At 63.9% G+C, this 20,768-nt stretch carries 18 protein-coding genes and 1 pseudogene; 14 read left to right on the plus strand and 5 right to left on the minus strand.

Annotated features, from left to right (window positions below):
- Positions 1-58 precede the first annotated feature (58 nt).
- The 5 genes and pseudogenes from BPHY_RS05310 to BPHY_RS05330 all read left to right on the plus strand — a co-directional run bounded on the left by BPHY_RS05310 (position 59) and on the right by BPHY_RS05330 (position 4,551).
- Entirely contained in the window at positions 59-796 is a 738-nt protein-coding gene (locus BPHY_RS05310; RefSeq protein ID WP_407671197.1) for an ankyrin repeat domain-containing protein, read from the plus strand.
- Between the two features lie 117 nt (positions 797-913).
- A complete protein-coding gene (locus BPHY_RS05315; RefSeq protein ID WP_012400450.1) occupies positions 914-1,270 on the plus strand; it encodes a Rap1a/Tai family immunity protein in 357 nt (118 codons plus the stop codon).
- A gap of 251 nt (positions 1,271-1,521) precedes the next feature.
- A complete protein-coding gene (otsA, locus tag BPHY_RS05320; protein ID WP_012400451.1) occupies positions 1,522-2,961 on the plus strand; it encodes an alpha,alpha-trehalose-phosphate synthase (UDP-forming) in 1,440 nt (479 codons plus the stop codon).
- Positions 2,962-2,986: 25 nt separating this feature from the next.
- Positions 2,987-3,201: pseudogene (locus BPHY_RS44170) on the plus strand (AAA family ATPase); the annotation flags it as partial.
- Positions 3,202-3,480: 279 nt separating this feature from the next.
- Complete coding sequence (locus BPHY_RS05330; RefSeq protein ID WP_012400453.1) at positions 3,481-4,551, plus strand: glycosyltransferase family 4 protein; 1,071 nt, start codon at positions 3,481-3,483, stop codon at positions 4,549-4,551.
- A gap of 238 nt (positions 4,552-4,789) precedes the next feature.
- Here the strand turns inward: BPHY_RS05330 and BPHY_RS05335 are convergent, their stop codons facing one another.
- The 3 genes from BPHY_RS05335 to BPHY_RS05345 form a co-directional block, all read right to left on the minus strand.
- Positions 4,790-5,377, minus strand: a complete 588-nt coding sequence (locus BPHY_RS05335) for a BPSL1445 family SYLF domain-containing lipoprotein (protein WP_012400454.1) — start codon at positions 5,375-5,377, stop codon at positions 4,790-4,792.
- Positions 5,378-5,773: 396 nt separating this feature from the next.
- Positions 5,774-6,220 (minus strand): membrane protein, encoded by a 447-nt coding sequence (locus BPHY_RS05340; protein ID WP_012400455.1) that lies wholly within the window; start codon positions 6,218-6,220, stop codon positions 5,774-5,776.
- A gap of 308 nt (positions 6,221-6,528) precedes the next feature.
- On the minus strand, positions 6,529-6,825 hold the full coding sequence (locus tag BPHY_RS05345) for a PsiF family protein (RefSeq protein WP_012400456.1): 297 nt from the start codon (positions 6,823-6,825) through the stop codon (positions 6,529-6,531).
- 287 nt (positions 6,826-7,112) lie between these two features.
- Between BPHY_RS05345 and BPHY_RS05350 the strand changes: the two genes are divergently transcribed.
- Together BPHY_RS05350 and BPHY_RS44175 are read left to right on the plus strand one after the other, a co-directional pair.
- On the plus strand, positions 7,113-7,409 hold the full coding sequence (locus tag BPHY_RS05350; protein WP_012400457.1) for a YciI-like protein: 297 nt from the start codon (positions 7,113-7,115) through the stop codon (positions 7,407-7,409).
- 568 nt (positions 7,410-7,977) lie between these two features.
- Positions 7,978-9,240, plus strand: coding sequence for a DUF6566 family protein (locus BPHY_RS44175; RefSeq protein ID WP_041763751.1), 1,263 nt, complete (start codon positions 7,978-7,980; stop codon positions 9,238-9,240).
- Positions 9,241-9,503: 263 nt separating this feature from the next.
- Here BPHY_RS44175 and BPHY_RS05360 read toward each other — a convergent pair whose 3' ends face one another.
- Together BPHY_RS05360 and BPHY_RS41625 are read right to left on the minus strand one after the other, a co-directional pair.
- Positions 9,504-11,021, minus strand: a complete 1,518-nt coding sequence (locus tag BPHY_RS05360) for a mannose-1-phosphate guanylyltransferase/mannose-6-phosphate isomerase (RefSeq protein ID WP_012400459.1) — start codon at positions 11,019-11,021, stop codon at positions 9,504-9,506.
- A gap of 110 nt (positions 11,022-11,131) precedes the next feature.
- Positions 11,132-11,455 (minus strand): hypothetical protein, encoded by a 324-nt coding sequence (locus BPHY_RS41625; protein ID WP_157686508.1) that lies wholly within the window; start codon positions 11,453-11,455, stop codon positions 11,132-11,134.
- 153 nt (positions 11,456-11,608) lie between these two features.
- On the opposite strand from BPHY_RS41625, the gene BPHY_RS05365 reads away from it, so the two are divergent.
- From BPHY_RS05365 to BPHY_RS05395, 7 genes are all read left to right on the plus strand, one after another.
- Positions 11,609-13,006, plus strand: a complete 1,398-nt coding sequence (locus BPHY_RS05365) for an undecaprenyl-phosphate glucose phosphotransferase (protein ID WP_012400460.1) — start codon at positions 11,609-11,611, stop codon at positions 13,004-13,006.
- 81 nt (positions 13,007-13,087) lie between these two features.
- Positions 13,088-14,518, plus strand: coding sequence for a UDP-glucose dehydrogenase family protein (locus tag BPHY_RS05370; protein WP_012400461.1), 1,431 nt, complete (start codon positions 13,088-13,090; stop codon positions 14,516-14,518).
- 37 nt (positions 14,519-14,555) lie between these two features.
- Entirely contained in the window at positions 14,556-15,017 is a 462-nt protein-coding gene (locus BPHY_RS05375; RefSeq protein ID WP_012400462.1) for an arsenate reductase/protein-tyrosine-phosphatase family protein, read from the plus strand.
- On the plus strand, positions 15,011-16,192 hold the full coding sequence (locus tag BPHY_RS05380; RefSeq protein WP_012400463.1) for a polysaccharide biosynthesis/export family protein: 1,182 nt from the start codon (positions 15,011-15,013) through the stop codon (positions 16,190-16,192). Before BPHY_RS05375 ends, BPHY_RS05380 begins: the two co-directional genes overlap by 7 nt.
- A gap of 191 nt (positions 16,193-16,383) precedes the next feature.
- Positions 16,384-18,576 (plus strand): polysaccharide biosynthesis tyrosine autokinase, encoded by a 2,193-nt coding sequence (locus BPHY_RS05385; protein ID WP_012400464.1) that lies wholly within the window; start codon positions 16,384-16,386, stop codon positions 18,574-18,576.
- A gap of 65 nt (positions 18,577-18,641) precedes the next feature.
- Positions 18,642-19,598, plus strand: coding sequence for a glycosyltransferase family 2 protein (locus tag BPHY_RS05390; RefSeq protein ID WP_012400465.1), 957 nt, complete (start codon positions 18,642-18,644; stop codon positions 19,596-19,598).
- Positions 19,595-20,767 (plus strand): glycosyltransferase, encoded by a 1,173-nt coding sequence (locus BPHY_RS05395; protein ID WP_012400466.1) that lies wholly within the window; start codon positions 19,595-19,597, stop codon positions 20,765-20,767. The genes BPHY_RS05390 and BPHY_RS05395 overlap by 4 nt, the downstream gene beginning before the upstream one ends.
- Position 20,768 lies beyond the last annotated feature (1 nt).

Consider the following 20,768-nt stretch of genomic DNA (forward strand, 5'->3'; position numbering starts at 1 on the left):
GGGAAGTTTCCTAAAGCAAGATATGAAAAAATACACGATCGAGGGCCAACACGGCGCAATGTTTTGTCCGGGCTTCATCCGCGCGCCCGGCCTGCGCCGCGGCCTGGGCATGCTGACGCTGGCGGCAGGCGTGGCGTTCGCGACGCTCGGCGCGCTGCCCGCGCAGGCCGCGCCCGCCGACACGATGATCAAGGCCGTCAAGTTCGACGACGTGAAAGAAGTGAAGAAGCAACTGGCGAACGGCATGGACCCGAACATGGCCGACAACCAGGGGATGCCGCTGCTCGTGATCGCCGCGCGTGAAAAGTCCGACAAGGTGGTGGCCGCGCTGGTCGACAATCCGAAAACGGACGTCGACATTCTCGACAAGGCAGGCGAAAACGCGATGATGATGGCCGCGCTGGTCGGCGACTTCAACATCGTGAAGCTGCTGATCGCCAAGGACGCCGAGGTCAACAAGAAGGGCTGGGCGCCGCTGCACTACGCGGCCGCGAATGGTCACGACGATATCGTCAAGCTGCTGCTCGATCACGACGCGTACATCGACACCGGTTCGCCGAACGGCACGACCCCGTTGATGATGGCGGCACGCGGCGGCCATGTGTCGACCGTCAAGCTGTTGCTCGACAGCGGCGCAGACCTGAACGTGAAGAACCAGCTCGGCCTCACTGCGCTCGATTTCGCGAAACAGTACAAGGAGCCGGACGTCGTCGAAGGGCTGACGGCGCGGCTCCAGCAGATGCAGCAACAGACGCCGGCCAGCACGCCAGCAACGCCGCAAAACAGTGCAAAATAGCAGTCTGGGCGCGGGTCACCACGCGCCCGAATCGAAGCGGGGACGAGTGGACAATCCGGGCGGCAAAGATCGCCCGCGCCATTCACCGTTCCGGGCTCACACCAGGAAGGAAAAAACATGCTGCGGGTTTTGATTTGCGCCGGCGCGCTCGCCGTGCCGTTGACGGCAGCCGCGTTCACGGGGGGCGACCTCAACAAGCTGTGCACGAAGACGGACGTTGCTTCGCGTAGCGCGTGCGCAGCCTATATCGAAGGCGCTGCGGACGGCATCTTCAACACGATCGACGCAATCGGCGGGACGACGGGCCCGCGGGTCGGCCAGTATTTCTGCCTGCCGCCCGAGGCGCGCTCGCAGCAACTGACGGACGCGGTGCGCAAGTACATCGCGGACAATCCGAACGTGGCAGGCTATAACGCCAGCACCGCCGTGTCGCTGGGACTCGGCAAGGTGTTCCCCTGCAAGACGGGCAGTTGAGCGGCGCACGGCGCCATCGCGCCGTGCTTGCCGTTTGGCCTGGTCGCTGTTCATGTCGACGCGCGCCGTGTGTTCAGCACGGCGCGCGTTTTGTGCTTTCAGCCCGCTTTGGAAGCCGTCGTTTTGCCTATGCCGTCCGGATATGCACAAATGTGCAACTGATCGGGTGCAACCGCAGTCGAACCAGCACTGAATAATGCGCGCCAGCCGCCGTGGACTGGCCGCGCCAACCAGAGCGGAGGGACAGCAACATGGGCCGACTGATCGTCGTGTCGAATCGCGTGGCAACGCCGACTGAAACGAGAGGCTCGGCGGGCGGGCTGGCCGTCGGCGTGTTCGGCGCGCTGAAGGATGCGGGCGGGGTGTGGTTCGGGTGGAGCGGCGACGTCGTCAGCGAGACGGTGGCGAACGCCGGGCCCACGCTCGAAACGGACGGCAGCGTCACGTTTGCCACCACAGGCCTCACGCGCAAGGACTACGACCAGTACTACCGGGGCTTTTCGAACGCGACGCTGTGGCCCGTCTTCCACTATCGCAACGATCTCGCTCGCTACGAACGCGAGGAATACGCAGGCTACCGGCGGGTCAATGCGTGGCTCTCGCACAAGCTCATCAAGCTGCTGGAGCCTGACGACATTATCTGGGTCCACGACTATCACCTCATCCCCTTCGCGGAAGCGCTGCGATCCGAGGGCGTCAGGAATCGCATCGGTTTTTTCCTGCACATTCCGTTTCCGGCGCCGCAGATCCTGTTGAACATTCCGCCGCATGAAGAACTGGTGAAGTCGTTATGTTGCTACGACCTGCTCGGTTTTCAGACCGAAAACGACGAGCTCGCGTTTCATGACTATCTGCGCCGGCACGCACGCGGCACCGTCTCGGCTGACGGACACGCGCAAGCGTTCGGTCGGCAGATGCGCACGGGCGTCTACCGGATCGGCGTGTTCCCCGACGAGATTGCCGAGCAGGCAAAGCGCTATGAGAGCCGTCAGCACGTGCTCGACCTCAAGCAGAGCCTGGAAGGGCGCAAGCTGATCATGAGCGTCGACCGTCTCGACTATTCGAAGGGGCTGGTCGAGCGCTTCCGCGCATTCGAGGCGCTGCTGGAGCGCTCGCCCGAATGGCGCGGCAATGTCACACTTGTGCAGATTGCGCCGCCCACGCGCTCCGACGTCACGACGTACCAGGACATCCGTCAGCAACTCGAATACGAAGCCGGGCGTATCAACGGAAAATACTCAGGCCTGGACTACACGCCCATTCGTTATTTGAATCAGCAATACGACCGCTGGAAGCTGATGTCGCTGTTCCGCGAGTCGCAGGTCGGATTCGTCACGCCCTTGCACGACGGGATGAATCTCGTCGCGAAGGAATATGTCGCCGCCCAGAACCCGGACGATCCAGGTGTGCTCGTACTGTCGATGTTCGCGGGCGCGGCCGCCGAACTGGAAGGGGCATTGATCGTGAATCCTCACGATTCGATCGGCATGTGCGAAGCGTTGCAGCGTGCGCTCGCGATGCCGCTCGACGAACGCAAGCGGCGTCACGATATCGACATGCAGGCGCTGCGCAAGAACGATCTCGGTGTGTGGCGCGACTCGTTCCTGCGCGATCTGCGCAGCGTGCCGCTTGCCGGGTCGCCGAGCGACGCTTCCGGAACCTCGACAGACTCAGCAAAAAGGACAAAGTGATGGGCGTTATACAGCATCGACATTCGTGCGCGATCTGCTGGTGCCGCTCGCGCGCCAGAACGTGATCACGGGCGCGAATGGAAGCGGCAAATCGTGCGTGTATCGCGCGTTGCGCCTGCCTGCGGTCACGTCGCGCGGCGGGGTGATCCCAACGCTTGCGCGCGAAGGCGGCCTCCAATCGACGCTGTGGGCAGGGGCACGCGCCGCACGGAGCCTGTCAATCTGCGGCTCGGCTTCGCGCGCGTCCAGAAACGAATGTTTCCCGACTGTAACAGCGTAATTCAATTGAAATACCTACGGCTTTCCCGCAGATGCCGGGCAATAATCGCACCTCAGGACAAGAGACGCCCCATGCCGGGCGCGCCCCCGCGATGCGGGATGCGGGATGCGGATAAACCCGATACATCGCGTGAAAGCGCATGAATCCGCCGCGCTGCATTTGATCGGGTGCCTGCCTGCTGTCATACTCGTTCGCCACTGCTCGCTGCAGCCGCGCTGACGCGGCGCCTGGAGACACAGATGAGAATTGCGCAGATCGCCCCCCTGACCGAATCCGTGCCGCCCAAGCTGTACGGTGGGACGGAGCGGGTCGTGTCGTACATCACCGAGGCGCTCGTCGACCTGGGTCACGAAGTGACACTATTCGCGAGCGGCGACTCGGTCACGCGCGCGAAGCTCGAACCTGTATGGCCCCGCGCGCTGCGGCTAGATCCCGGCATCCGCGACCGTATCGCGCCGCACATGCTGCTGATGGAGCTGGTGCGCCGTCAGGCCCACGATTTCGATGTGCTCCATTTTCACATGGACTACTACTCGTTTTCGGTATTCAAGCGCCAGGACACGCCGTTCGTCACGACCCTGCACGGCCGTCTCGATCTGCCCGAACAGCAGCCGGTGTTCGATACGTTCAACACCGCGCCCGTCGTCTCGATCTCGAACTCGCAACGTCACCCGCTGCCGCAGGCGCGCTGGCTGAGCACCGTCTATCATGGCCTGCCCGAAATGCTGTATACGCCGCAGCCCGTCGAGCAGCAGTACCTGGCGTTTCTCGGACGCATCTCGCCGGAAAAGCGGGTCGATACGGCGATCCGCATCGCGGGCCGCTGCGGCTTGCCCATCCGCATCGCCGCAAAGGTCGATGCCGCCGACGCCGAATACTTCGAACGCGATATCAAGCCGCTGCTCGATCTGCCCTATGTCGAGTTCATCGGCGAGATCGCCGATCATCAGAAAGCGGAGTTCCTGTCGGGCGCGCACGCGCTGCTGTTTCCCATTGATTGGCCCGAGCCGTTCGGGCTCGTGATGATCGAAGCGATGGCGTGCGGCACCCCCGTCATCGCGTTCAATCGCGGTGCGGTGCCCGAAGTGGTAGATGACGGCATCTCGGGCTTCATCGTCGAGGATGAGATCGGCGCCGTCGCCGCCGTCAACCGGTTGCACAAAATGCCGCGCGCGAGCGTGCGCAAGCGCTTCGAAGAGCGTTTCACGTCGCATCGGATGGCGCGGCAGTACGTGGAAGCGTATCAGTCGGTGATCCGCGCGCAGAAGCGCTCGCGCTTCAAGGTCATCGACGCGTCGTCGACTACCTGATTCTTCAGGCGGCATCGTTCGCGTTTTCATGCGCGCATAAAAGAGGGCGACGCGATCCGATGATTGCGTCGCCCTTCGTCATCTATGCCGACCACATCGATGCCCTATTCGTCGCCGCGAAACGGCGTGGCGCCCGCTTCGTCGGCGACCTGCCGGAACTGCGTGGCGGACTCGCGTCCGCCTCCCGTAGCACAGCGCCGAGGCGGCCCACTGACGATGCACGTGGGCCGCGTTGCCGTCAGACCTTCAGCTTCGACACCTTCGTGCCCGCCAGCGACACATCGGCCATCAGGCCAGCGTTCGTCAGGATGAAGGCCTGGACGGGCGCGGTCGCCGTCGTGGTATCGACCACACCGTTCGCGCCCAGCTTGACCAGCGCGACGGATGCGTCGGCGCCGACCGACCAGCCGTCCGAATTGCGGAATTTGTCGAGCGCGTCCTGCGTCATGAAGCAGAAGATGATGGCCTTCGACTGCGCGCCCGCCTGCAGGCCGAACGAGCCCGAGATCGTGCTGTAGTAGCCGACGGAAGCGCCGCCCACGCGCAGTGCGCCCTCGCCGTACTGGCCGCCGACGACGAAGCCGACTTGCAGCACGGACGGGAAAACGAGTATGCCGCGCGACTTCGCGACCAGTTCGCGCGAACCTTTGACGGTCGTGTAGAGACGGGACATCGTGCCGTCGACGCTGGCATCGATCGACTGCCGCTTCGACATGTCCGTAGCGGCAGACTCACCGCTGCTTTTGGTGGTGGTGCAGCCCGCCAGTGCAAGGGTTCCGAAAGCGAGCGCGGCGGTACTCTTCAGCATGAAGTTTCGTCTTTGCATCGTTTTTCTCCATCGTGGTTCCGGGGGTGCAGCCTCAGTTCACGCGGGTTGCTTCTTGAGTTATATCACACGAACCCGCACTGCAATGGTTCTGGGGACACCGCGCAAACCCTTGTGCCACAAGCACTCCGGCGTCCGTCAGCAATTCGTTGGGTAATTCTGGCCGGATGGCCGGACAGACGGGAAGGCTGCCCGGAACCTGGGCGGACCGCCATTGTCGAGATCGGCAGGGTCGTCTGCACGCGGGTCGCCCGTGCGCTCGGCTCGCGGTACATCGAGGTCGAATTTACCGATTTTGCGTCGCCGCGAAACCAGCTGTAAGTGAACAGAAAGTGTTGCGGGAAAGCCGCAGCGGCGTTGCTATGCCAGCGTTTTTTCCAACGGACATTGGCCTGGCTAGTGATTGGCCGGACTCTTGTGGACGGGCGGCCGCCGCAACGCGCGCCGCACCACGCCAATGATGAAACCGATCGCGAAGATCGTCGCGGCGGGCACGACCCAATAGCCCACGAACGCATGCCACAGATAGCTCGCCAGCGTGCTCTTGCGGACCGCGTATTCGTTGAGCGCGTCCTGCTGGCGCGGGGCATTGGCGGCCAGCACGTCGGCGGGGCAGCCGGCTGCGCGCGCATCGTCGGGGGTGCCGTGGCAGCGCGCAGCGGCGCCTGCAGCGCGTTGCGCGTCGGTGAGCTGCCAGGTCGTGAGCGCGGTGTTCAGGTCGACCCGGTTATAGGCCATCTCCTCCTGAATTTCCCGCACGGCGACGATCGCCACGGGCACTGCCCAAAAGACGATCACCACCAGCCAACGACGCAACCAGCGATTCTTGTGTCTCCCAACCATTCTTGCCTCCGTGCGATGCGCTTGCGGCATCAACGACAAGCTGGCGGCCCGTGGGACTTGTTCTGTGTGGGGTATAGGCCGTCTGTGCCGCCATCATAGAAGAAAATGGCGCGGGAAGGGCGGCGCATGCCCAAGCGGAAGCACGGCTTTTCTGCGCAATGGCGCATCGAAGGCGATGCGTCGTACCGTGGTCGCGTCGCCGTCCGTGAAGCTCGAAAAAAAGCGGCGCCCGTGACGGACGCCGCTTGCCTGTCTCGCTGTCGACGGTGCCGCGCACCCGACGCGACGCCGTGCGGACGTGAATGTCCTCAGCCCTTGTTGCTCAGGCACGTCTTCATGAATGCCTTGCGGTCGTCGCCTTTCTTGTCGCCGGCCTGCGTGTTGCACATCTTCATTTTGTCCTGCTGCGACATCGGTGCGGACGCAGCCATCGCTGACGAAGCCGACAGGCAGTTCTTCATGAACGCCTTGCGGTCGTCGCCTTTCTTGTCGCCTGCCTGCTTGTTGCATTCGGTCATCTTCGATTGCTGGCTGTTCGCGGCGAAAACGGGCGACGCGAGCAGACCCGTCAGGGCGAGAGCGGCCAGTGCGGCTTGGATCTTCATGGGACACTCCATCACGGTTTGTGAATGTTGTTGATTGTCGTGAGACGGGCATCGAGCGGAGCGGATCGCCTGCGCTGTGATCGGCCGTCACCATTGCGATACATGGTGGCTGTGAAAACGAACGGGCAGGGCAAAAGGTTGACGCATGCGACGCTCGGGCCGCACAGGTGTTTCCCTAAGATCGCTTACCCCGAACGCGCGAACCGCTATGCTTGTGCCATTCGCCTGGCTCATTCGCCGGTCTCATTCGCTTGTGCCGCCCAGTCCTCACGATTCAGGAGTCTCGAATGCACTATCTGCTGATCTACGATGTGTCGCCGGATTATCTTGAGCGCCGCCCGGAATTTCGCGCCGCTCATCTGCAGCATGCGTGGGCCGCCGCCGATCGCGGTGAACTGCATCTGGCGGGCGCGCTTGCCGATCCCGTCGATACGGCCGTGTTGCTGTTCGAAGGCGATTCGCCGGCTGTAGCGGAGTCGTTTGCGAAAGCCGACCCGTATGTATTGAACGGACTCGTCACGCAATGGCGCGTGCGTCCGTGGACTACCGTCGTCGGCGAGCGTGCCGCGACGCCGGCTCGTTAAACCCACGTTAAACCCTCGTTAAACCGCTTACCCGCCGTTTTGCGCCGTCACGCCCGCTCGCAGCGGCACGCATGCGTCACAAATAGAAACGCCGCTGCGCTCCGGCACTTCATGCCGCAAGCATCGAATCGAATGTAACCGGGTCAATCGTGTTGTGCGCAATCCACGCGAACACATCGCTGTCATCACGGCGCAGCGAACATGGACACGCTGCTTCGCGCGGCTGGTACAGCGGCTCACGCGCTGCGACCGACGTCATTTCTGTGACAGCCAGGAACTAAACGATGCAGCGAGGAGGACAAGTTTGTTTCATTCCGTAACACTTGTCTCAGTCATATTCAGACAAACCCTGGCGATGGTATGCTTCGTGCACAAATTCTCCCATGCACGAGTGAGACCACGTTTTGTGCGTCGTCCCGGTGAAATACCGCACTAACGAAGTGCGCTTTCGCGATCCCGGCGCAAGAACGTACAAGCATATTGTGCAACCGCGGACCCGACACGAACCGCCAAAATGAAGTTCGTGCGAGCCAAAGCCGCAGCCAGGCCAGGCTGCGTGGAGAACAACATGTTTTTCGATGAGCTAAGCAATGACGAATGGGCGCAAGTATCGGCGCTCGTTTCTGACGAGCCAGCCGTCCGCCTGAACCGACGCGGACGGCCCCGCGCCGAACCCCGTATCGTGGCCAATGCCGTTCTGTGGATCCTGACTACTGGCGAGCCGTGGTCGAAGCTTCCCGGTCGCTATCCGTCAGGCCCTACCTGCCGGCGCCGCTTCGAGGAGTGGCAAGCCAACGGCACGCTGGCCGAAGTGATCCGGCTGTTGACGCAGAATGGGCGCACGTTCGCCTATATCCCGGAGCCGACGCCGCCCGCCGCGCCCAAGCGGGCGCCCGTGGTCGAAGCACCGAAGCCGCGCGATGAACTCGCGCGCGGCGTGTTCTGGAAGAGCCCGGAAACGTGGCAATCGTCCGTTCACGAGCCGGGTGTGACGAGCGGCTGGCGTGCGCTCGCGCCGATGGCCGATATCACGCGCCAGCTCGCCGGTTCCGCTGCTGTGGAAACGGGCTTCGTCGACGCGTCCCGCGCAGATGCCGCCCGTGCGCCGGATGCCGCCGCTGTCTTCGGCGTCGCGCAGCGTTTCGAGGCGAACGCCAATTTGCGAGCGAACATGCAAGCGAACATTCAGGCCTTCGCGGCCGATACCGCGATCGTGCCGGGCGAGGTGGACGATGAGCGGGCGTATGCGGACGACACATCGGCCGGAAATGCGCTCGCGAGCAGCGAGCACACACCGCTGTGGATGAGTCTCACGGCGCCGCGCGGCCTGCAGGTTGCCGACCGGCAAGGCTACGTGATCTACGTCGCGGCGGAGCGGGTGCCCAACGACAAGTTCCGCGCGTGGGCGGAAATCATGAAGGACGGCAAGCGTGTCGAGCGCTCGGGCCTGATCGGTCCGCGTTTCTCGGACGCCGATGCGGCACACCGTTTCGCACTCGACTGGGCGCGTCAATGGATCGACCGCGAATGCCGTACGCATGAAGCGGGGGCAGGCGCGCACGCGGGCCATATGGCCAGTCAGAAAGTGAGTGCGGGCGTGCACACGCCGAAGGTCGGCGTGGGTCCCATCACGCGCGCGATGCCGGAACTCACGCCGACGCCGGCGCTCGCCGCGGCGAATGCGCCGTCCGCGGCAACGGGCAACGGGCATGTGCCGCAGCATCTGAATCCGCGTCTGCTGCCGCTGCGCCGCTATCCGTCCGACGCGGCCAAGGACAAGGCGGCCGAACGCTTTCCGCTGGTATCGACGCTGATTTCCCACGCGAGATAACGACGATGGCGTGAACACGCCATCGTTCGACGCTGTGCTGCAACCGGTTACCAAAGGATGGCGGGTACGGATGGCTTGCAAGTCGGTCGCGAGCCGCGCTGTTCCGCCGCCCGGTTATCACCCGGTGACCACGCAGTGCCCGCTCAAAATCTGTCCAGATTCGAAGCTCGCGCATCACGCGCGTCGCTTGCGCATTTCACTCGACGCACTTCCGACGACATGGAGAAGCGGTGACGGGCAGCAACCCGTCACCGCGCGATGCGTTATTGACGTCCGTACGTGTCGTCGAAGCGCACAATGTCGTCTTCGCCGAGATACGAGCCCGATTGCACCTCGATGATCTCGAGCGGCATCTTGCCGGGATTTTCCAGCCGATGCTTGATGCCAAGCGGAATGTACGCCGATTCGTTTTCGGAGACGATGAAGCGCTCTTCGCCGCGCGTGACAAGTGCCGTGCCGCGTACAACGATCCAGTGTTCCGCGCGATGGTGATGCATCTGCAGCGACAACTGCGCGCCCGGCTTCACCACAATGCGCTTCACCTGGAAGCGTTCGCCCATGTCGACGGAATCGTAGTGGCCCCACGGGCGGTGCACCTTGCGATGGTTCACGGCTTCCGCGCCGTGCTTCTCGCGGATTCGGCCAACCACTTTCTTCACGTCCTGCACGCGGCGCTTGTCGGCGACAAGAATCGCGTCGTCCGTTTCGACGACGACGAGATCCTGCGTGCCCACGCAGGCGATCAGGCGTCCTTCGGAATGCGCGAACGTCGATGCCGCGCCTTCGAACATCACATTGCCGCGGGCGACGTTCTGGTCGCCGTCTTTCGGCAGGATGTCCCAGATCGCGTCCCATGAACCGACATCGGACCAGCCGGCCTCGAGCGGCACGACGACACCGGAGCAGACAGACGTGTCGTTGCCGAGTTTTTCCATCACCGCGTAGTCGATCGAATTCGACGGACAGCCGCCAAACGCGTCGCGCCGCACGCGAAAGAATTCGCCGTCGGTCGTGCCTTGCGCATACGCGGCTTCGCAGGCTTCGGCAATCTCAGGCTGGAAATGGCGCACCGCCTGGAGCCACGTCGACGCACGCAGAATGAAGATGCCGCTGTTCCACCAGTACTCTTTCGACTCGACATAGTGCTGCGCGAGTTCGTAGTGCGGCTTTTCGACGAAGCGATCCAGTTGATGCGCGTCGATTACGCCTTCGCGCGCAGGCAACCGTGCGCCGATGCGAATGTAGCCATAACCCGTTTCCGCACGCGAGGGCACGATGCCCATCGTCACGATGTGGCCGTTGGCCGCGTGCTGCACGCCGGTAGCAACGGCGGCATGAAATCCTTCGGGATGGGTGACAGCGTGATCGGCGGGCATCACGACCATAATGCCGTCCTCGTCGTGCGCGAGTACCGAGAGCGCGGCGATCGTCAGCGCCGGCGCCGTGTCGCGGGCGCACGGTTCGAGAATCAGACGGCTCTGCACGCCGCTCAGGCGAAGCTGTTCGGCCGTCGTGAAGCGGTGCTCTTCGTTGCAGACCACCACCAGCTGTTCCGCGACGGGGTAGCCGGCATCGAGTCCGTCGAGGCGACGGGTCGTCGATTGCAGCAGCGAGTCTTCGCCAAGCAGGCCGATCAGCTGCTTCGGATGCTGTTCGCGCGACATCGGCCACAGGCGCGTGCCTGATCCGCCGGCAAGGATCACAGGATGAACCTTGAGCTTCACGTTGAGGCAGGATGAATTCGCCTGTCGATTCTCGACGGCTGACGCCGTAGCAGTCATGGTGATAACTCCTCGAAGCGGGATGAATGGCTCCGTTTTTATCACGTCGTAATGCGTCAATAAATCCGCGTTCAATTTCTATTAAATAATTACGATAAAAATGTCCATCATTAATTGGCGACTAATTTATCAATGCTTGAATAATTAAAAATAAATGGAATAAAAATTGACATGCCACAAGCGGGTGGCAGGTACACGGCAGGATAACGGACGCGTGGGGCAGCACATCTGGCACCGTATGCAGGCGATTCTATGGAAACCCAAGGCTGGGCGGCGCAAAATGCGGCATCATTTCGCATAGGCCAGCAATAATTACCTACTAAAAGCAGAAAAAAATCAGAAATTTCTACCGATACATTTTGAGATTTTTTGCGGCCTTGCCGGCGGAATTTTAATGCCGCTTTATTGAGCCTTGTAGAGGGGTATTTACCCATCGGCGTCTATCGATCTGGTAAGCAATTCGCTTCTTTATCGAATGCGCCGACCCAATGGGCCGATTGCATTCAAATGCGAATGCGGCGGCAACCAGATTCAAACGGACGCGAATAGAACTTGATTGGACTGACAGACGAGGCGAGGTGCAGCAGATGCTGAGCGTTCTATCGAGAATCATCGACATCGGCATGGTCGCGCTCGGCGCGCTGATTGCGGCTGCAGTGCATGCGCAGGGCTTCGTGTGGCTCGACGACATGCAGAGTGTGTCGCTCGCGTTCGACTGCCTGCTCGTGATCCTGTTCTTTCCCGCGCTCGGCGTGTATCAGTCGTGGCGCGGCAAACCGCTGTACGACCTGCTGTGGCGCGTGACGATGGGCTGGATCATGGTCGAGGTGACGGGCGTCCTGATGAGCTTCAGCGTGCACCGCGCGGACCTGCTGTCGCGTCTGTGGCTCGCGTATTGGGCCGTCGCCACGGTCGTGCTGCTGATCGTCACCAAGGCGGGCGTGCACGCCGTGCTGCGCGGCCTGCGCCGCGAGGGCTACAACCAGAAGAAGGTGGCCATCGTCGGCGGCGCGCCGTATGGCAAGTTCCTGATCGAGCAGATGCGCAGCCGTCCCGAAGCGGGTTTCAGCCCGGTGCTCGTCTACGACGAGGACGATTCACGCAGCCACTACGAAGACACCGACGCAGTGGAAGCGATCGAAGGCGTGCCCGTGCAGCGCGACTACGCAGCGATGATCGACGAAATGCGCCGCCGCTCGGTGCGCGAGTTGTGGATGGCGCTGCCGATGTCGAAGGAGAAAATCATCCATCGCTTCGTGATGGAATTCCGCCACGACTTCGTGAACATCCGTTTCATTCCGGACGTACGGAGCCTGACGCTGTTCAGCCAGCCGATGGTCGATCTGCTCGGCGTGCCCGCAATCAATCTCGCCGCGTCGCCGATCACCGATCTGCGCGTGCTACCCAAGCGCGTGTTCGACCGGCTGTTCGCGCTTGCTGCGCTGACGATGCTCGCGCCCGTGATGCTCGCGATCGCCGCGGCCGTGAAGCTGTCTTCGCCGGGCCCCGTGTTCTTCCGCCAGCGGCGCAAGGGCATCGACGGACGCGAGTTCGAGATTTTCAAGTTCCGCTCGATGAAGGTGCACAAGGAAGAGGCGGGCCGGATCACCCAGGCCACGCGCCGGGATCCGCGCATCACGCCCGTTGGCGCATTCCTGCGCCGCACGAGCCTCGACGAGCTGCCGCAGTTCATCAACGTGCTGCGCGGCGAAATGTCCGTGGTCGGACCGCGCCCGCATGCGCTCGAACACGACGACATCTACAAGGATCTGGTGAAGGGCTACATGCACCGCTACCGGATCAAGCCCGGCATCACCGGCTGGGCGCAGATCAACGGCTATCGCGGCGAAACCGACCGCATCGAAAAGATGATGGGGCGCGTGAGGCTCGATCTGTACTACATGCAGCACTGGAGCTTCTGGCTCGACCTGAAGATCGTCGGCCTGACGTTCTGGAAGGGCTTCGTGGGCAGCAACGCGTACTGAGCGCCGCGCGCCACGCACAACACAGCGGCAACACCGGCCGTTCCGCATTCACTAAACCATTCAATCTCCGAGGTGTAATTCATGAACCTGACGATCGTGGGAACCGGATACGTGGGCCTCGTGACGGGCGCCTGTCTGGCCGACATCGGTCACGACGTATTCTGCCTCGACGTCGATCAGCGCAAGATCGACGTGCTGAATAACGGCGGCGTGCCGATTCATGAGCCGGGTCTGCTGGAAATCATCGCGCGCAACCGCAAGGCGGGGCGCCTGACGTTTTCGACGAATATCGAAGCGGCCGTCGCGCATGGCGACATCCAGTTCATCGCCGTCGGCACGCCACCCGACGAGGACGGCTCGGCCGACCTGCAATACGTGCTGGCCGCCGCGCGCAACATCGGCCGTCACATGAACGGCTTCAAGGTGATCGTCGACAAGTCGACGGTGCCCGTCGGCACCGCGCGCCGCGTCGCGCATGCCGTGCAGGACGAGCTCGACCAGCGCGGCCTGCAGCAGATGTTCTCGGTCGTGTCGAATCCCGAATTTCTGAAAGAGGGCGCCGCCGTCGAAGACTTCACGCGCCCGGACCGCATCATCCTTGGCTGCGACGACGATGTGCCGGGCGAAAAGGCACGCGAGCTGATGAAGCGTCTCTACGCGCCGTTCAACCGCAATCGCGAGCGCACGCTGTACATGGACGTGCGCTCCGCCGAATTCACGAAGTACGCGGCCAACGCCATGCTCGCCACGCGCATCTCGTTCATGAACGACCTCGCGAATCTCGCCGATCGCGTCGGTGCCGATATCGAAGCTGTGCGCCGCGGCATGGGCTCGGACCCGCGCATCGGCTACGACTTCCTGTACGCGGGCTGCGGCTACGGCGGCTCGTGCTTCCCGAAGGACGTGCAGGCGCTGATCCGCACGGGTAGCGAGATGGGCCACAGCCTGCGCATTCTCGAAGCCGTGGAAGCCGTCAACGAGACGCAGAAGAGGATCGTCGCGCAGAAGATCGTCGCGCACATGGGCGAGGACTTGTCGGACCGCACGTTCGCCGTCTGGGGCCTGGCGTTCAAGCCGAACACGGACGACATGCGCGAAGCGCCGAGCCGTGCGCTGATCGCCGAACTGCTCGCCCGCGGCGCGAAGGTCGTCGCCTATGACCCTGTTGCCATCGACGAAGCGAAGCGGGTGTTCGCGCTCGATCTGCAAGGCAAGCCGCAGCAGCTCGCGCGTCTCGCGTTCGCCGACGAAGAGATGCAGGCGGCCGCCCAGGCCGACGCGCTCGTGATCCTCACCGAATGGAAGGTCTTCAAGAGCCCGGACTTCGACAGCCTGAAGGCGCAATTGAAGACGCCGCTGATTTTCGACGGCCGCAACCTGTACGAACCGGAGGCGATGCGCGAACTCGGCATCGAGTATCACGCGATCGGCCGTCGGGCCGCGCAGCTGCAACGCACGCCGCACGACGCGGCCCCGTCGTTGACGACGCTGGCGACGGCCGCCGCGCTGTAACGCTGCAAGACCTCATCGACCTGTACGGAGGCCGCCCATGTTCGCGAACGTGCTGATCGTCTGCCATGCCAACGTGTGCCGCTCGCCCGCCGCCGAGTGGCTGTTCCGTTCCCGGCAACACGGACGCGGCGCGCGGCCCATCGCGTTTCGCTCGGCGGGTCTGCGCGCGATCGACGGACATGGCATGGACCCCGTGATGCGGCGTCTTCTCGAAGAACGCGGCGTCGATGGCGGCACGACGGGCGGGCATCGCTCACGGCGGCTCGATCGCCGCAGCGTGCGCGATGCGGACCTGATTCTCGTCACCGAACAGCGGCAAGTAAAAGACGTGGAAGACCTCGAACCCACTTCGCGCGGCAAGGTGTACTCGCTCGGCAAGTGGGACGCGTGCGGCAGCGCCGACGTCGTCGATCCGCACGGACGCGACGAAGCCGTGTATCGCGACAGCCTCGCGCACATCGAACACCTCGTCATGGGATGGCTGAACAAAATATGCTGAAACGACACATCACGATATCTCTTGCGCTGACGACTTTTCTGTCGGCATGCGCGACCGCGCCGGGGAACTACCTCGACACGTCGCGCCTGAAGGAAGACCAGCAGAACAAGCCTGCTGAGACGTACCCGGTCACGCTGATCGATGCCTCCGTCATCCAGAAGCAGCAGGCACAAACGGCGGACGCGATCGCGCATCAGGTGCTGCCGCCGCCGGGTCCGTTTGCCGATCCGACCCAGTACGTCTATCGCATCGCGCCACAGGACATTCTCGGCATCACCGTGTGGGACCACCCGGAACTGACGACGCCGAACGGCAGCACGCTGTCCTCGGGCGGCAACACCACGCAGACGCTCGGCGGCGCGTTGCAGCAGCCGTACACGCAGGCACTGCCTGGCCAGGCCGATCCGTATGGGCAGACGGTCGCGCCCGACGGCACGATCTATTTCCCATTCGTCGGCCGAATCCGCGCGTCGGGGCGGACGACGGCGCAAATCCGCGACGAGCTGTCGAAGAAGCTCGTGCCGTACATCCGTGACCCGCAAGTCGACGTGCGCGTGCTGTCTTACCGCAGTCAGAAGGTGCAGGTGACGGGCGACGTGAAGACGCCGGGCCCGCTCGCGCTGTCCGATGTGCCGCTCACGCTGGTCGACGCGATCACCCGCTCGGGCGGCTCGACGGACAACGCGGATCTGCAGCGCGTGCGTCTCACGCGCAAGGGCAAGCTCTATGTGCTCGACGCGAACCGCATGCTCGACAAGGGCGACGCGACGCAGAACGTGATGCTCGAACCGGGCGACATCGTCAACGTGCCGGACCGCAGCGACACGCGCATCTTCGTGATGGGCGAAGTGAAAACGCCGATCCCCGTGCCGATGAACAAGGGCGAGCTGACCATCGCCGATGCGCTCACGCAGGCGGGCGGCATTCTCGACACCGACGCCAACCCGCGCCAGATCTACGTGATGCGCGGCATGAAGGACAAGCCGACCACGCCAGACGTGTATCGCCTCGACATGACGCAGCCCGACGCGATCATGCTGTCGTCGCAATTCGAACTGCAGCCGATGGACGTGGTGTACGTCGGCACGGCCGCCTCGACGACGTTCAACCGCGTGTTGCAGCAGGTGCTGCCGACGGTGCAGACGCTGTTCTATCTGAAGCAGTTGACGCGCTGATGCCTTCATCGACGTCTGCATCGGCATTCCGTTGCGGACGCGTTGCCTGAACCGCTGCCCGCATGCCGGCGCTTCGCATCCCGAACAGGACGGATGCAACGCGCCGGATGCGGGCGGCGACCCGACCCGGGTCAACCCTGAGCACTCAAGCGAGTATCCAAGTGAGCACTCAAGCGAATCCACAACTGGCCATGCAGGCCAGAACCGAAGAAGAGGACGTGGTCCTCGGCCAACTGCTGCAGGTGATCATCGACGACATCGGGTGGCTGATCGGCATCGCGGCGACCATCGTCGCGATGGCCGGCTTCTACTGCTATGTCGCGAAGCCCGTGTATTCGGCCGATGCGCACGTGCGCGTGGAGGCGTCGGACAACACATCGCAGGCGCTCACGCAGACGCAGACGGGCGCAACGATCTCGACGGGGCAGAACACGATCCCCACCGACGCCGAGATCGAAATGATCAAGAGCCGGGGCGTCGTCGCGCCCGTGGTGCAGCAAATGAAGCTCAACTTCTCGGTGACGCCGAAGACGCTGCCCATTCTCGGCAGTCTCGCCGCGCGTGTCGCGACGCCAGGTCAGCCCGCCAAGCCGTGGCTCGGCCTCGGCAGCTATGCCTGGGGCGGCGAAGTGGCTGCTGTCGATTCGATTGACGTGACGCCCGCGCTCGAAGGCCAGAAGCTGATCCTCACCGCAATGGACAACGGCCGCTATACGCTGATGACGCCCGACGGCCAGCTGCTGTTGCGCGGCCAGGCAGGCGAGCCCGCGCAGGGCGGCGGCGTCACGCTGTTCGTGAAGCAGCTGGTGGCCCGTCCGGGCACACAGTTCACTGTGATGCGCGCGAACGATCTGGACGCGATCGCCGCGTTCCAGTCCGCGATCAACGTGCAGGAGCAGGGCAAGCAGACGGGCGTGATCTCGATCTCACTAGAAGACCAAAGCCCCGAGCACGCCGCCGCCGTCGCCAATGCACTTGCGCAGTCGTATCTGCTCGAGCACATTCGCACCAAGCAGGCCGACGCGAGCCGCATGCTCGACTTCCTGAAGAGCGAAGAGCCGCGCCTCAAGTCCGATCTCGAACACGCGGAAGCCGCGTTGACGGCGTATCAGAGCAAGAGCGGCTCGATCAACGCGAGCGACGAGGCGAAGGTCTATCTGGAAGGCAGCGTGCAGTACGAGCAGCAGATTTCGGCCTTGCGTCTGCAGATTTCCCAGCTCGAACAGCGCTATGGCGACGATCACCCGATGATCAAGGCCGCGCAGCAGCAGATGGCCGAGCTGCAGGCGCAGCGCACCAAATACGCGGACCGTTTCCGCGATCTGCCCGCGACGGAAGTGAAGGCCGTGCAGTTGCAGCGCGACGCGAAGGTCGCGGAAGACATCTACGTGCTGCTGCTCAACCGCGTGCAGGAGCTGTCGGTGCAAAAGGCGGGCACGGGCGGCAACGTGCATATCGTCGACGCGGCGCTGCGTCCCGGTTCGCCCATCAAGCCGAAGAAGGTGCTGATCTTGTCGGCGGCGACGATTCTCGGGTTGATCGTCGGCACCGGCTTCGTGTTCCTGCGCCGCAATATGTTCAAGGGCATCGACGACCCGGAGACGGTCGAGCGCGCGTTTCATCTGCCCGTGTACGGTCTGGTGCCGCTGTCGGCTGAACAGGCGCTGCTCGAAAACGCCGCGGTGCGCGGCGGCGCGCGCGAGCGTGCGGTGCTCGCGAACGCCAAGCCGAAGGACGTGTGCATCGAAAGCCTGCGCAGCCTGCGCACGTCGATGCAGTTCACGCTGCAGGACGCGCGCAATCGCATCGTGATGTTCACGGGCCCGCTGCCGGGCGTCGGCAAGAGCTTCCTGACGATCAACCTGGGCGTGCTGCTCGCGCATTCGGGCAAGCGGGTGCTGATGATCGACGGCGACATGCGGCGCGGCGCGCTTGAAAAGCATGTGGGCGGCTCGCCGGACAACGGTCTGTCGGAACTGCTGAGCGGACAGATTTCGCTGGAAGAAGCAGTGCGCGCGACGGAGATCGACAACCTCTCGTTCATCTCGTGCGGCCGCCGTCCGCCGAATCCGTCCGAGCTGCTGATGTCGCCTCGCTTGCCTCAGTACCTCGATGGACTGGCCAAGCGTTACGACGTGATCCTGATCGACACGCCGCCCGTGCTGGCCGTGACCGACGCGTCGATCATCGGCGGCTATGCGGGTTCGACCTTCTTCGTCGTGCGCTCGGGCATGCACAGCGAAGGCGAGATCGCCGATGCGTTGAAGCGCCTGCATTCAGCGGGCGTGCACGTGCAGGGCGCGATCTTCAACGCGATGCCGCCGCGCGCGCGCGGCAACTACGACCGCAGCTATGCGGCCGTACAGGAATACCTGAGCACCTGATGCGCAGCGCGCCTTGCCGGTGCGGCGGGGCGCATGCGCCGTCGACAAGCCACGGAGAGTACAGGATGAAGATAACGGTACTGGTGCCGACATACCGCCGGCCGCAAGACCTCGCGCGCTGCCTCGCGGCCTTGCAGAAGCAGGAGCGCGTGCCCGACGAAGTCGTCGTGGTGGCGCGTCCCGACGACGAAGCGACGCACGCGTGCCTCGCCGATCCCCTCGTGGTCGGCGCGTTGCCGCTGACCCTCGCGCCCGTTGAACTGCCCGGCCAGGTGGCCGCCCTCAATTGCGGCCTCGACGCCGCGACGGGCGACGTGATCGCGATCACCGACGACGATGCCGCGCCGCACGCCGACTGGGTGCGCCGCATCGGCGCGGCCTTCGAAGCCGACGCGCGGCTAGGCGCGCTCGGCGGCCGCGACTGGGTGCATCAGAAGGGCGGCGTGCTCGACGGCTCGCGTTTTCTCGTCGGCAAGCTGATGCGCTCGGGCAAGATCATCGGCAACCATCATCTGGGCGTGGGCGAAGCGCGCGAAGTCGATCTGCTCAAGGGCGCGAACATGAGCTACCGGCGCGACGCGATCCGCTCGATCCGCTTCGACGGCCGGTTGCGCGGCGCGGGTGCGCAGGTGCACAACGACATGGCATTCAGCATGAGCGTGAAGAACGCGGGCTGGAAGCTGGTCTACGATCCGCGCGTCGCCGTCGATCATTTCCCCGCCGAGCGTTTCGACGACGACCGTCGCGACGCGCAGTCGATGACGGCCGTGCGCAACGCCGCGTACAACCTGCATCTGATCCTGCACGAGCAGCTGCCGCCCGCACAACGCGAAGTTGCATGGTGGTGGTATGCCCTCGTCGGCACCCGCGTGTATCCGGGCGCCTTGCATGCCATGCTGGCGCTGGGTTCGAAAAGCGCGCGCACGAAGCTCGCGCGCTGGCATGCCGTGCGTACGGGCGCACGCGAAGCGCGGCGCGCGTACGCAGCGCATCGCGGCACGGGCACGGGGGTGCACGCATGACGACGAGGGTCCATGTGCATCTGTTTTACGGCGCCGATCCGCGCTTCTATCGCAAGGGCGAGGACATCGGCTGCCTGTATGGCTATCACCATGCGGAGTCGGACGAATTCCAGCTCAGCTACTCGCAGGACGTGCCGGAAAGCAGGCCCGTGCGCCTCGTGCGCCGCGCGCTGAAGACGATGCTCGGCTTCGATCTGATCCACACACTGCGCAACCGCGACGAGATGCTGCGCTCCGACGTGATCTGGACGCACACCGAACACGAATGGCTGTCCGCCGCGCTGCTGCTGATGATGAGCGGCAAGCGCCACGACGACACCCGGCAGCCGCTGCTGGTCGCGCAAAGCGTGTGGCTGATCGACAAGTGGCAGCAATATGGCGCGCTGCGGCGCTGGTTCTATCGCAAGCTGATCGGGCGTGCCGACCTGCTGACGACGCTCGCGCGCGAGAACGCCGAACTGTGCCGCGACTACTTCGATCGCGACGCCACGCAGCTGTTTTACGGGCTGAACACGCGTGATTTCCCGGTGCAGCCGCCGCAGCAATGGCAACCGGGCACGCCGTTGCGCATCGCGGCCATTGGCAACGATCGCGACCGTGACTGGGAAACGCTGATCAAGGCCGTGGGCAACGACCCGCGCTTTACGGTGCGGCTCGCGACGCGGCGGCGCATTGCGCGTTCGCTGCATTCGCCGAACGTGCACGTCGCGCCGGCAGCGGGCCTCGGGAAGCAGCGCGAACTGTACGGCTGGGCCGACGTGATCGTCGTGCCGCTGCGGCCGAACACGCATGCGTCGGGCATCACGGTGATGCTCGAGGCGGCCGCGGTCGGCAAGCCGATGGTCGTGACGAATGTGGGCGGGCTGCAGGATTACTTTTCGTCGCGCGCGGCGGCGTACGTGCCGCCATTCGACGCCGACGCGCTGCGCGATGCGCTGCTTGGCCTGATGATGTCGCCAGGCGACGCGCTGCAACAGGCGCAGGCGGCTGCGGCCGAACTCGTGTCGCGCGATCACACGACGCAGCACTATGCGCAGCAGCACGTGAGGATCACGCGCGACCTGCTGCGCCGGCGCGGTCGGACGGCGCAGCAGGGCAAGCGCGAACGCGAGCACGGACACACGCATCAAGCCGACGCCGTGCCGTCGCAGAGCCGGGGAGGGCGGTAAG

Source organism: Paraburkholderia phymatum STM815, assembly GCF_000020045.1.
In the GTDB taxonomy this organism is placed as follows: Bacteria; Pseudomonadota; Gammaproteobacteria; order Burkholderiales; family Burkholderiaceae; genus Paraburkholderia; species Paraburkholderia phymatum.